Here is a 12520-nt window from a genome sequence, read left to right as displayed (position 1 = left end):
ATATGACGAACCTCAAGGTCCACGCCCCCACCCAGGCCGACCTCGACGGCGACCTCGCGTCGCTGCGCGGCGACTGCGCCCGGATGGCTCCCCGCTGGACGACACCGGACCGGGACGCCGCCCGCCCGGTCTCCCCGTCCCTGATCCACGGCGTGTCCGTCCCCTCGTCCTCGGCCCGTCTGCTGGACGAGATGTCGGAGTACGGCGACTGAGCCGGGTTCTTCCGCGGCCGAACGGGCGCTCGGGGAACCGTGCGCTCCTCCGTTGCGTCCCATCGCTGTCCCCCGTAAAGGGGATGCGGGATACGACCCGTCAGCAGTCCCGGTGCGACCGGGCAGGGTCTTCAGGGACAGCTGTGCAGCCGAAGGAGCGATGCGGTGAACACCGAGCGACCCGACAACGACGACGCCGAGGCCCAGAACCCCGGCAGCGCGCGCGACACCGGGGGCGCTTCGGCCGGCGGTGCGGAGCGCGGCACCCCGCAGGGCGGACCCCGCGCCGACGCCGCGCCCGGCTCCTCTCCGGAAGCACCCGCCTCGGAGACCGGCGGCGCCGGCGGGCCGGAAGAGGACACCGGCGACACCACCGGGGCCGGGCGGCCGGCGGGGGACGAAGCACCGGTGAGCGGGGCTCCGGAGGCCGAGGACACGAAGGCGGACTCCTCCGTGCGGGCCGGGGCCGCCGGGCCGTCGGCCCCGAAGACCTCGGACGTGAGCGCGGCACCCGGAACGGAGCCCGAGGCTCCGGGGCCTGAGGGCGGCGAGCCCCCGGCGCGGGACGCCACGGCCTCCGGGGGCGATACCGCGGAGGCAGGCGGGAGTGAGGACCGGGCGCCGAAGAACGCGGCCGGGAAGGCACACCGGGACGAGTCCCGGGACACGGCACCCGAAGCCTCGGCGGCTGCGGGCGCGGAGACCGACGCCGCGGAGGCGGACGACGGTGCCGGGGAGCGGGCTGCGGAGAGCGGGTCCGCACCGGCTCTCCCGTCCCAGGGCGGGGAGGCGACGGCCGAAAGCCCGGAGGCCGGGGACACGGCGACCGGGGCACCCGAAGCCGATGCGCCGCCGGCCGCGGCAGTGGCGGCGCCGGCGGCCGTGGCCCCGGAAACCGACGCGGCCGACGCCGAGCCCTCCGTCGTCCGGGTCCCCGCCGACGTGCGCGGCGACGCCGGCGGTCCCGGCCAGGGTTCCGGGCGGCGGCGGTCGCCGGGGCTGGCCGCGGCGGTGGCCGCGGCGGTGCTGCTGGTCGGGGGCGGCGGGGCGTATCTCGCCGCCAGTGCCGCCGGCGGGTCGGGCGGCGGTACGACTCCGGGGGCCGACGGCGACGGCACTCCCCCGCCGCTCACCCTCGACGCCTACGCCGAGGGCGGGGCGCACGGCATCGCGCCGGGTGAGCCCAACCCGTACGGCGCCACCTACCGCGCCGACGGTCCGCTCCCCGAGGGTCCCGGCTCGGCGCCGGTGTACCGCGCCCGGGGGCAGATCACCGAGGCGCAGGTGACCGGTCTCGCGAAGGCGCTCGGGGTCGACGGGAAGCCGGTGGCGGAGGGCGGGGCCTGGCGGATCGGCGGCAAGGACGGCAGCGGGCCCACGCTGCGGGTGGACCGCAGTGCCCCCGGCACGTGGACGTTCAGCCGGTACGCGCCCGGCCCCGACGCCTGTGACGGCAAGGGCGAGACGTGCAAGGCCCCGCCGGCCGGCGGCGGCCCGGCGGTGAGCGAGGAGGCCGCGAAGAAGGCCGCCGCGCCCGTGCTGAAGGCGCTGGGCCAGGACGACGCGAAGCTCGACGCCGGCCAGATGACGGGCGTCAAGCGGGTGGTGAACGCGGAGCCCGTGGTCGGCGGGCTGCCGACGTACGGCTGGACGACCGGGGTGGTCGTCGGCGCCGGCGGTGAGGTGGTCGGCGGCAGCGGCCGGCTGTCGACGCCGGTGAAGGCGGACACGTACCCCGTGGTGGGCGCCGAGGAGGCGCTGGAACTGCTGAACACGGCGCCGGGCGCCGGTGAGCGCGCGGAGATCGGCGGCTGCGCCACTTCCGTACCGCTGGAGGGCGACGGCGGGCAGGCGCAGCAGGAGCCGTGTGCCACGGCGACGACCCTGCCCGCCAAGGACACGGTCACCGTGGAGAAGGCGGTGTTCGGGCTGGCCGCGCACTCGGTGGACGGGCAGCAGGCGCTCGTACCGTCCTGGCTGTTCGAGGTGCGGCCGACGAAGGCGCAGGACGGCGGCACGGTCACGTACCCGGCGGTCGAACCGGAGTACCTCGCCCCGCGGGCGCGGTCCGGGGAAACCGGCACGGAACCGGCGGAGCCGGGGGACGGCGACCGGCCGACCTCGGCGCCGGCCGCACGCGATGTCGCCGTCGAGGGCTACACCGCCGAGGGCAGCGAACTGACGGTGACCTTCACCGGCGGGGTGTGCGCCGACTACGAGGCCACGGCGGGCGAGAGCGGCGACCGGGTCACGGTCACCGTGACCGAGACGCCCTGGCCGGACAAGGTCTGCATCCTGATCGCCAAGCAGTACCGGCAGACGGTGCGGCTCGACGCGCCGCTGGCCGACCGCAAGGTGGTGGACGCCGACGGCGAGCCGGTGCCGCTGCACAAGGACGGCGCGCGGCTCCCCGCGGCGCCCTCCGGGAGGTAGGGGCGGCAAGAGGCCCAAAAGGCTCCGGACAGCCCGAAGGCGGCGGCCCTGTCGGACAGGACCGCCGCCTTCGTGGTGCGCCGTGCCGCCCGGGAGAGGGTCCCGGGCGGCGGTTGAGCCTGCTCAGCTGAAGGAGTCGCCGCAGGCGCAGGAGCCCGTGGCGTTCGGGTTGTCGATCGTGAAGCCCTGCTTCTCGATGGTGTCGACGAAGTCGATGGTGGCGCCGCCCAGGTACGGGGCGCTCATCCGGTCGGTGACGACCTTCACGCCGTCGAAGTCCTTCTCCACGTCACCGTCGAGGGAACGCTCGTCGAAGAAGAGCTGGTAGCGCAGGCCGGAGCAGCCGCCGGGCTGGACGGCGACGCGCAGGGCGAGGTCGTCACGGCCTTCCTGGTCGAGCAGCGCCTTGACCTTGGCCGCGGCGGCTTCGGTCACGAGGATGCCGTCGGTGACGGTGGTGGTCTCGTCCGATACGGACATCTACATCTCTCCCGGGTTGTACGGAGACTGCTTGCCGACGGTTGCAACCGGCGGGGCCGCGGATTCATTCCGGGCCGGGACTTGTTCTCTCGGCTCCGTCTTCATGCTCGCACACGCCCCGGCGAGCGGAAAACGGTCCATCCGGCCCCCTTTCGGACACCGCTCCAGAAACCGCTCGGGAAACCGCTCGGGAACCGGCCGGGCCCGGCCGGGGGAATGAACGGACCGTCGCCGGGATTCACGTCACATGGACGCTATGGCCGTCGTCAAAGTGACGCGAGCCGGATATGATAAATAGCGTCAATTCGACGAGAAGTCGAACCGGTGTCCCGCTTGTCCCGCCGGTCCGGTCCACACGGGCCCGGCGAGCCGCAGAACAGAAAGGGTGTGTGTCGTGACCACCGCCCAGACCCAGGAGCTCGACGTCCAGCCGACGCCCCTCGCCCTGTTGCTCCTCGGCCGGGAGGCCGACGCGAGGAGCGAGCGCGGGGTGGAGTGTCCCGGAGACCTCCCCTCGCCGTCCGACCCGGACCTGGTGGAACGCGCCCGCGCCGCCAAGGAGAGGCTCGGGGACAAGGTCTTCGTGCTCGGCCACCACTACCAGCGCGACGAGGTCATCCAGTTCGCCGACGTCACGGGCGACTCGTTCAAACTGGCCAAGGACGCCGCCGCGCGTCCGCAGGCCGAGTACATCGTGTTCTGCGGTGTGCACTTCATGGCCGAGTCGGCGGACATCCTCACCGGTGACGACCAGAAGGTGGTCCTGCCGGACCTCGCGGCCGGCTGCTCCATGGCCGACATGGCCACCGCCGAGCAGGTCGCGGAGTGCTGGGACGTGCTGGCCGAGGCCGGGATATCCGACCGGGTCGTGCCCGTCTCGTACATGAACTCGTCCGCGGACATCAAGGCGTTCACCGGCCGGCACGGCGGCACGATCTGCACCTCGTCCAACGCGAAGCGGGCCCTGGAGTGGGCCTTCCAGCAGGGCGAGCAGGTCCTGTTCCTGCCCGACCAGCACCTCGGCCGCAACACCGCGGTGCGGGACCTGGGGATGTCCCTGGAGGACTGCGTCGTCTACAACCCGCACAAGCCGAACGGCGGGCTGACGGCGCAGGAGCTGCGGGACGCGAAGATGATCCTGTGGCGGGGCCACTGCTCGGTGCACGGCCGCTTCAGTCTGGACTCGGTCAACGACGTGCGCGAGCGCGTCCCGGGGGTGAACGTGCTGGTGCACCCCGAGTGCCGGCACGAGGTCGTGGCCGCGGCGGACCACGTCGGGTCGACCGAGTACATCATCAAGGCGCTGGAGGCGGCCCCGGCCGGTTCCAAGTGGGCGATCGGTACGGAGCTGAACCTGGTGCGCCGGCTGGCGAACCGTTTCGCTCCCGAGGGCAAGGAGATCGTGTTCCTGGACCGGACGGTCTGCTTCTGCTCGACGATGAACCGCATCGACCTCCCCCACCTGGTGTGGGCGCTGGAGTCGCTGGCGGAGGGCAACCTGGTCAACCGCATCGAGGTGGACCGGGAGACCGAGCAGTTCGCCAAGCTGGCCCTGGAGCGGATGCTCGCGCTGCCGTAACCACGCCGACGACGACGGAGGGCTTGCCCGGAACCGAGGTTCCGGGCAAGCCCTCCGTCGTGTGTGAACGGCTCGCGGACCGGTCAGACCTGCGCCGGCGCCGGGTCGTCCGCGGACCCCGCGGACTTCTCCGACTCCGCCGGTTCCTCGGCCGCCGTGCCCTTCTTCAGTGACTTCTTCTTCGCGCGCCGCTCCTTGCGGAGCTCCAGCATCGCGTAGAGGGTCGGCACCAGGAGCAGGGTCAGCAGCGTCGACGTGATCAGACCGCCGATCACCACCACGGCCAGCGGCTGCGCGATGAAGCCGCCCTCGCCGGTGACGCCGAGCGCCATCGGGAGCAGGGCGAAGATCGTCGCCAGGGCCGTCATCAGGATCGGGCGCAGCCGGTGCCGGCCGCCCTCGATCACGGCCTCGACGACGCCGTACCCCTGGGCGCGGTACTGGTTGATCAGGTCGATCAGCACGATCGCGTTGGTGACCACGATGCCGGTCAGCATCAGCATGCCGATCATCGCCGGGACGCCCATCGGGGTGCCCGTGACGATCAGCAGGCCGATCGCGCCCGTCGCCGCGAACGGGATGGACACCAGCAGGATCAGCGGCTGGGCGAGCGAGCGGAAGGTGCCGACCAGCAGCATGAAGATGATCGCGATCGCCGCGAGCATCGCCAGGCCCAGGTTGACGAACGCCTCGTCCTGGTCCTCGGACACGCCGCCGATCTCGGCCGTCGCGCCCGCCGGGAGGGTGAGCGCGTTGATCTTCGTCTGGAGCTCCGCGCTGACCGCGCCGGTGTTGTCGCCGGTCGGCCGGGCGGTGACGGTGGCGGAACGCTGGCCGTCGATCCGGGTCATGGACACCGGGCCGTCCACCAGCTCGACGGTGGCGATGTCGCCCAGCTCCACCGGGCCCAGGCGCAGCTTCTTCAGCTCGGCCAGCGTGGTGGCCGGCTCGGCCGAGCGGATGACGACGTCCCGCTCGGTGTCGTCCAGCACCGCCTTGCCGGCCGGGGTGCCCCGGACCGCCTGGGCGACGGCGGCGCCGAGCGTCTGGTCGTTGAACCCGGCCGCGGCGGCACGGGAGGTGGCCTCGACGGAGATCCGCGGCACGCTCTGCGACAGGTCACTGGTGACGTCCGTGACGTCGTCCAGCGAGGCCACGGCCTCCTGGACCTGGTCGGCCGCCTTGCGCAGCACCTGCGCGTCGGCCGCCTTGACGACGACGCTCAGGTCCTGGCTGCCGAATCCGTCACCGCCCGCGATGGTGGTGGTGCCGATGCCGTCGAGTTCGGCGAGGCCCTTCTCGACGCGCTCCTGCACGTCCGCGGAGGACGCGGAGTCCTCCAGCATCACCTGGTAGGTGGCCTGGTTGGTGTCCGTACCGCCGCCGAAGGCCGCCATGAAGCCGGACGAGCCGATGGTGACCTGGTGGTCCTTGACGCCCTCGGTGTCGCCGAGCAGCTTCTCGACCTTCTTGGCCTGCTCGTCGGTCGCCGCGAGGCTGGTACCGGGCTCCAGCTCCTGACGGACCGTGAGGACCTGCTGCTCGCCCTGGTCGAAGAAGTTGGTCTTGAGCAGCGGCGCCATGCCGAAGGTGCCGATCAGGACGACGACCGCGATGGCGAGGCTGGCCAGCCTGCGCCGGGTGGCGAAGCCCAGGACGGAGACGTAGACGCGCTGGAGACGGCTCTTCGCCTCCTTCTCCTCGGCCAGCCGGCGCGCTTCGTCGGCGTCCTCGGGGGTGCCCTTCGGGGGACGCAGGAACCAGTACGACAGGACGGGGACGACCGTCAGCGACACCAGCAGGGAGGCGAGCAGCGCCGCGGTGACGGTGAGGCTGAAGGAGCCGAACAGCTCGCCGACCATGCCGCCGACCAGACCGATCGGCAGGAAGACGGCGACGGTGGTCAGCGTCGCGGACGTCACCGCGCCGGCCACCTCGCGGACGGCGCCCAGGATCGCCTCGCGGCGCTCCTCGCCGTAGCCGAGGTGCCGCTTGATGTTCTCCAGGACGACGATGGAGTCGTCGACGACCCGGCCGATCGCGATGGTCAGCGCGCCCAGGGTCAGCATGTTCAGCGACAGGTCGCGCGTCCACAGCACGATCAGCGCGAGCACGACGGACAGCGGGATGGACACCGCGGTGACCAGGGTCGAGCGCACCGAGGCCAGGAAGACCAGGATCACCAGGACCGCGAAGACCAGACCGAGCGCGCCCTCGATGGTCAGGCCCTCGATGGCCTTGGCGACGGCCGGGCCCTGGTCGCTGACGACGGTGAGGTCGGCACCCGAGCCGAGCGCCTCGCGCAGCTCGGGCAGCTTCTCGTCGACGGCGTCCGAGATCGCGACGGCACTGCCGTCGTGGTCCATGGTGACCACCACGGCGAGGCTGGGTTCGCCGTTGGTGCGGGTGAGGGAGTCGGCCTTGGCCTCCTGCTGCTTCACCTCGGCCACGGAGCCGAGCCGGACCGGCTTGCCCTTGCCGGGCTCGCCGGTGACCATCAGGTCCTCGATCTGCTCGAGCGAGGTGTAGCCGCCGCCCACCTGGACGGTGCGGTTGGCGCCGTCCTCGTCGAAGGAGCCGGCCGGGACGGTCGCGCCGCCCGCCTGGAGGGCCTGCATGAGCGCCTGCGCCGTGAGACCGGCGTCGGCGAGCTTCGCGTCGTCGGGGGTGACGGTGACCTGGAGGTCCCGTACGCCGTCCACGGCGACCTGGCCGACGCCGTCGATGGCCTCCAGCTCGGTGACCACGGTCCGGTCGAGCTGGTCGGCGAGGGCCTGCTGGTCCTTGTCGGAGGTGACGGCGAGGACCACGGTCGGGATGTCGTCGGTGCTGCCGGCGACGACCTGCGGGTCCACGCCGTCGGGCAGCACGGCCCGGGCCCGGTTGACGGCCTGCTGGACGTCGGCGACGAGCTGCTTGGTCTCGTTGCCGAAGTCGAAGGACGCCATGATCACGGCGTTGCCCTCGCTGGCCGTCGAGGTGACACCGGAGATGCCGTCGACGGCCTCCAGGTTGTTCTCGATGGGCTCGACGACCTGCTTCTCCACCACGTCCGGGGACGCGCCCTGGTAGGGGGCGATCACGGAGACCATGGGCAGTTCGATGGTGGGCAGCAGCTGCTGCTTGAGCTGAGGTATCGCGATCGCCCCGAACACGAGCGCGACGATCGACATGAGTCCGATCAGGGCGCGTTGCGCGAGGCTGAATCTGGCCAGCCAGGACATGGGTTACGGATCTCTCTTCTGTGAGCGTCTGCGAGCGGTGGAAGTGCGGTCGGAAGTGCGGTCGGGAGTGCGGTCACCGGCACCGTCCGACGCGCGGGCACGGGCACGGGCGGGGGCACGGCGGGCTCAGCCGGGTGCCCGGTCTACACAGTGGTGCATCGGGAGGGGCCGATCCGTAGGTCCGGAGTCCCGTTCCTCGGGGCAGCGGCTACTCCCCCCGCAGTACACGCGGTCGCCTTCAGTCCGCCCTTGGGCGGACCAGGCCGGACTCGTAGGCGGTGACCACCAACTGGGCCCGGTCGCGGGCGCCCAGCTTGGCCATGGCCCGGTTGACGTGTGTCTTCACGGTCAGCGGGCTGACCTCCAGGCGTTCGGCGATCTCGTCGTTGGAGTGGCCGCCGGCGACCTGGACCAGCACCTCGCGCTCCCGCACGGTCAGCGAGTCGAGCCGCTGCGCGCGGGCCGGGTCGTGGTCGGCGTCGTCGGACGGGCCCGCCTGGGCGAGGAAGCGGGCGATCAGCCCCTTGGTGGCAGCCGGGGACAGCAGCGCCTCGCCCTCGGCGGCGATCCGGATGGCGCTGAGCAGTTCGCCGGGTTCGGAGCCCTTGCCGAGGAAGCCGGAGGCGCCGGCCCGCAGTGACTGCACCACGTAGTCGTCGACCTCGAAGGTCGTCAGGATCACCACGCGGACCCCGTCGAGTTCGGGGTCCGCGCTGATCAGGCGGGTGGCCGCGAGGCCGTCGGTGCCGGGCATCCTGATGTCCATGAGGACCACGTCGGCGCGCTGTTCGCGGGCCAGCCGGACCGCCTCGGCACCGTCGGACGCCTCGCCCACCACCTCCATGTCCGGCTCGGAGTCGACGAGTACGCGGAAGGCGCTGCGCAGCAGGGCCTGGTCGTCGGCGAGCAGGACGCGGATGGTCATGGGGTCCCCCGGGAGCGCTGGGCACGGGCCGTCCTGGACCGCGGACGGGTCACGAACCGTCCTGGGCCGCGGACGTGCGGGTCTCGACGGGCAGGATCGCATGGACGCGGAAGCCGCCGCCGTAGCGGGGGCCGGTGGTGAGGGTGCCGCGCAGGGCGGTGACGCGTTCCCGCATGCCGAGCAGACCGTGGCCGCCGCCGTCGCGGTTGCCCCCGCCGGCACCGGCGGGGGCGTCGTGCCGGCCGGTGCCGGTGCCGGTGCCGTCGTCGAGGACGGTGATCTCGAGGTGCGGGCCCACCCGGACGACGCTGACCTCGGCCTTCGCCCGGGCGCCGGCATGCTTCTGGACGTTGGTGAGTGCCTCCTGGATGACCCGGTAGGCGGCCAGGTCGACGGCGGCGGGCAGCGCGGGGGCGTGGTCCGGGCGCTGGTCCTCGCGGGCGACCAGGACGTGCAGGCCGGCGTTGCGGAAGGTGCCGGCGAGGTCGTCGAGGCGGTCCAGTCCGGGGGCGGGCTCGGTGGGGGCCTCGGGGTCACCGGACTGGCGCAGCAGGCCGACGGTGGCGCGCAGTTCGCCGAGCGCCGAGCGGCTGGCCTCGCGGACGTGGGCGAGGGCCTCCTTGGCCTGGTCGGGCCGCTTGTCCATGACATGGGCGGCGACCCCGGCCTGGACGTTGACCAGGGCGATGTGGTGGGCGACGACGTCGTGCAGGTCGCGGGCGATGCGCAGGCGTTCCTCGGCGACGCGGCGGCGGGCCTCCTCCTCGCGGGTGCGTTCGGCCCGCTCGGCGCGCTCCCTGATGGCCTGGACGAAGGCACGGCGGCTGCGGACGGCGTCCCCGGCGGTGGCGCCGATCCCGGTCCAGGCGAGGATCCCCAGGTTCTCCTGGGCGTACCAGGGCAGCGGGCCGGCGATCATGGCGGCGCCGGTGAGGACGGTCATGGTGAGCAGGGCGACCCGCCAGGTGGTGGGGCGGTCGGTGGTGGAGGCGACGGTGTAGAGCGCGACGACCACGCACATCGCGACCGGGGCGCGGGGGTCGCCGGTGACGGACTCCACCAGGGAGACCCCGCTGGTGAAGGCGAGGACCGCGAGGGGCGCCCGGCGCCGGAGGACGAGCGCGGCGGCGCCGAGCACCATGAGGACCAGGCTGAGCGCGTCGGGCGTGCGCAGCGCCCAGGTGACGCCGTCGGGGCCGTGCGGCTCCACGAAGGACCCGGCCACGATGCACACCAGGACGCCCGCGGCCAGGGCCGCGTCCAGGGCGAAGGGGTGCGCGCGCAGCCGGCGCCGGGCGCGCTGGAAGGTGCTCACGACCGTTCACCGTACGGGGTCGCGGAAGCGTACGGGGGGCGGGCCGGTGGCGGACCGGTGGCGGGCGCCGCACCCGCCACGAACGGACCGACGGCGAACGGCCCGGATGCGGACGGTTCGGATGCGAACGGCCCGGATGCGGACGGTTCCGGTGTGAGCAGTACGCGTGCGAGCGGTGCGTGTGCGAGCGGTACGGCCGTGGGCGGCCCGGCGGGCCAGGGGCTCATGCTCCCGGGATCAGCCCGTCGCCTGTGCCCGGGATCAGTCCGTCGCCGTCGTCGCTGAGCAGCTCCCGGACCTCCTCGATGGTCGCGTCCGGGGAGGGGAGGATGAGGTCGGAGGGCTCCAGGGCGTCGTCCGGCAGCGGTTCGCCGAGCTCGTGGACCCTGTTCAGCAGGGCGGTGAGGGTGCGGCGGAAGCCGGGGCCGTCGCCGTTGTCCATCTCGGCGAGGAGTTCCTCGTCGAGTTTGTCCAGCTCGGCGAGGTGGCTCTCGGCCAGAGCCACCTGCCCCTCCCCCATGATCCGTACGATCATGTCGGCCTCCTGAGCCGCCCTGACGGGGGCTCGGTCGTCGTCGGCACGGTGTCCCGTGCGGCGGTCACTGCTTGTCGAACCGCGGGGTGTCCTGCGGCTGCTGCTGGGCCTGGGACTGCTCGCTGCCGCCCTCGATGGCCTGCTTCTCCCCGGAGGGGCCGCCGGCCAGCTCCGCCTTCATGCGCTGCAGTTCCAGCTCCACATCCGTACCACCGGAGAGCCGGTCCAGCTCGGCCTGGATGTCGTCCTTGTGCATGCCGGACTGGTCGTCGAGGGCGCCGGAGGCGAGCAGTTCGTCGATGGCGCCGGCCCGCGCCTGGAGCTGGGCGGTCTTGTCCTCGGCCCGCTGGATCGCCAGCCCGACGTCGCCCATCTCCTCGGAGATGCCGGAGAAGGCCTCGCCGATCCGGGTCTGGGCCTGCGCCGCCGTGTACGTGGCCTTGATGGTCTCCTTCTTCGTACGGAAGGCGTCGACCTTGGCCTGGAGCCGCTGGGCCGCGAGGGTGAGCTTCTCCTCCTCGCCCTGGAGGGTCGCGTGCTGCGTCTCCAGGTCCGTCACCTGCTGCTGGAGGGCGGCGCGGCGGGAGAGGGCCTCGCGGGCGAGGTCCTCACGGCCCAGCGCGAGCGCCTTGCGGCCCTGGTCCTCCAGCTTGGAGGACTGGGACTGCAGCTGGTTGAGCTGGAGTTCCAGGCGCTTGCGGCTGGTCGCCACGTCGGCGACACCCCGGCGGACCTTCTGGAGCAGCTCCAGCTGTTTCTGGTACGAGTAATCGAGGGTCTCGCGCGGATCCTCGGCCCGGTCAAGGGCCTTGTTCGCCTTCGCGCGGAAGATCATCCCCATACGCTTCATGACACCGCTCATGGGCTTCGCGCGCCCCCTTCTGACGGACTCCGGCTCACACTTCTGCGACAGAACCCACAGTACGGGCCCTGCATCCATTACCGCACTGTCCAGGGGCGGATGCGCTCATCCCCAAGGACGAGTGCGCATCCTCCCGATCCGGCGCAGGGAGTAGGTGATCCCCGGGTGCCGGCCGGACAACCCGCCCCAAGTCACACACAACGTCCCCGCTGCCTGTCCTCTACAGACGCGTGGTGTTGCCGGATCGTTCCCCCCGGGACTGTGGTCCAACCCCGGGTACCCCGTACCCTTGGGTTTTGTGTTCCGTAGCCGTGCCAAGGAAGAGAAGGCCCACGCCGACAAGGCGACGGTGACCGACTCCAAGCAGATCCGCCACCCGGAGGCCCCGAAGGGCCGTCCCACGCCCAAGCGCAGCCAGGCCCAGACCCAGCGGCGCAGCGTGGCCAATACGTCGATGACGCGCAAGGAGGCCGCCAAGCGGCAGCGTGACGAGCGCCGTACCGCGATGGAGCGCCAGCGCCAGGCGCTGGCCAGCGGGGACGAGCGTTACCTGCCGGCCCGTGACAAGGGGCCGGTGCGCCGGTTCGCGCGTGACCACGTCGACTCGCGGTTCAACATCGCGGAGTACTTCCTGCCGATGGCGGTGATCATCCTGGTGCTGAGCATGATCCAGGTGCCCCAGCTGCAGAACGCCGCGCTGCTGCTGTGGCTCGTCGTGATCGTGTTGATCGTGCTCGACTCCGTCGTGACCGGTTTCCGGCTGAAGAAGCAGCTGGCCGAGCGCTTCCCCGACGACAGGCGCCGTGGCGCCGTCGCCTACGCGCTGATGCGCTCGCTGCAGATGCGCCGGCTGCGTCTGCCCAAGCCCCAGGTCAAGCGCGGGGAACGGCCCTGAGCACCACGCCGTTCGTCGACGGCGCGGCACCGGCGACGGTGCCCGCGCAGGCCTCACCCG

At 72.5% G+C, this 12520-nt stretch carries 10 protein-coding genes; 4 read left to right on the top strand and 6 right to left on the bottom strand.

The features are described from left to right. Positions 1-2 precede the first annotated feature (2 nt). Positions 3-212, top strand: coding sequence for a hypothetical protein (locus ACIF80_RS07290; RefSeq protein ID WP_399800470.1), 210 nt, complete (start codon positions 3-5; stop codon positions 210-212). 882 nt (positions 213-1094) lie between these two features. After that, on the top strand, positions 1095-2645 hold the full coding sequence (locus ACIF80_RS07285; RefSeq protein ID WP_399801233.1) for a hypothetical protein: 1551 nt from the start codon (positions 1095-1097) through the stop codon (positions 2643-2645). Positions 2646-2768: 123 nt separating this feature from the next. On the opposite strand, the gene ACIF80_RS07280 is transcribed toward ACIF80_RS07285, so the two are convergent. After that, positions 2769-3125, bottom strand: a complete 357-nt coding sequence (locus ACIF80_RS07280) for an iron-sulfur cluster assembly accessory protein (RefSeq protein WP_055574575.1) — start codon at positions 3123-3125, stop codon at positions 2769-2771. A gap of 394 nt (positions 3126-3519) precedes the next feature. Here ACIF80_RS07280 and nadA point away from each other — a divergent pair, with 394 nt between their 5' ends. Further along, positions 3520-4704 (top strand): quinolinate synthase NadA, encoded by a 1185-nt coding sequence (gene nadA / locus ACIF80_RS07275; protein ID WP_399800467.1) that lies wholly within the window; start codon positions 3520-3522, stop codon positions 4702-4704. 83 nt (positions 4705-4787) lie between these two features. Here nadA and ACIF80_RS07270 read toward each other — a convergent pair whose 3' ends face one another. From ACIF80_RS07270 to ACIF80_RS07250, 5 genes are all read right to left on the bottom strand, one after another. Then, positions 4788-7928, bottom strand: coding sequence for an efflux RND transporter permease subunit (locus tag ACIF80_RS07270; RefSeq protein ID WP_399800464.1), 3141 nt, complete (start codon positions 7926-7928; stop codon positions 4788-4790). Between the two features lie 238 nt (positions 7929-8166). Further along, the gene (locus ACIF80_RS07265; protein ID WP_399800461.1) at positions 8167-8853 is read right to left on the bottom strand and encodes a response regulator; all 687 of its coding nucleotides are present in this window, start codon (positions 8851-8853) and stop codon (positions 8167-8169) included. Between the two features lie 49 nt (positions 8854-8902). Further along, positions 8903-10168, bottom strand: a complete 1266-nt coding sequence (locus tag ACIF80_RS07260; RefSeq protein WP_399800458.1) for a sensor histidine kinase — start codon at positions 10166-10168, stop codon at positions 8903-8905. A gap of 223 nt (positions 10169-10391) precedes the next feature. Further along, entirely contained in the window at positions 10392-10703 is a 312-nt protein-coding gene (locus ACIF80_RS07255; RefSeq protein ID WP_399800456.1) for a hypothetical protein, read from the bottom strand. Positions 10704-10767: 64 nt separating this feature from the next. Continuing rightward, positions 10768-11553 carry a PspA/IM30 family protein gene (locus tag ACIF80_RS07250; RefSeq protein ID WP_399800454.1) on the bottom strand — a complete coding sequence of 262 codons (786 nt, stop codon included), beginning with the start codon at positions 11551-11553 and terminating at the stop codon, positions 10768-10770. Between the two features lie 271 nt (positions 11554-11824). On the opposite strand from ACIF80_RS07250, the gene ACIF80_RS07245 reads away from it, so the two are divergent. Continuing rightward, a complete protein-coding gene (locus tag ACIF80_RS07245) occupies positions 11825-12460 on the top strand; it encodes a DUF3043 domain-containing protein (RefSeq protein WP_399801231.1) in 636 nt (211 codons plus the stop codon). Positions 12461-12520: the final 60 nt, after the last annotated feature.

Source organism: Streptomyces sp. NPDC085927, from assembly GCF_044540975.1.
Lineage (GTDB): Bacteria > Actinomycetota > Actinomycetes > Streptomycetales > Streptomycetaceae > Streptomyces > Streptomyces hirsutus.
The sequence above is the reverse complement of the archived record's forward strand: the minus strand, read 5'-3'. Positions and strand labels throughout refer to the sequence as shown.

Coding starts and splice junctions, on each gene's coding strand:
- ACIF80_RS07290 (WP_399800470.1), top strand. CDS start 3: ATGACGAACCTCAAGGTCCACGCCCCCACCCAGGCCGACCTCGACGGC.
- ACIF80_RS07280 (WP_055574575.1), bottom strand. CDS start 3,125: ATGTCCGTATCGGACGAGACCACCACCGTCACCGACGGCATCCTCGTG.
- ACIF80_RS07270 (WP_399800464.1), bottom strand. CDS start 7,928: ATGTCCTGGCTGGCCAGATTCAGCCTCGCGCAACGCGCCCTGATCGGA.
- ACIF80_RS07265 (WP_399800461.1), bottom strand. CDS start 8,853: ATGACCATCCGCGTCCTGCTCGCCGACGACCAGGCCCTGCTGCGCAGC.
- ACIF80_RS07255 (WP_399800456.1), bottom strand. CDS start 10,703: ATGATCGTACGGATCATGGGGGAGGGGCAGGTGGCTCTGGCCGAGAGC.
- ACIF80_RS07250 (WP_399800454.1), bottom strand. CDS start 11,553: ATGAAGCGTATGGGGATGATCTTCCGCGCGAAGGCGAACAAGGCCCTT.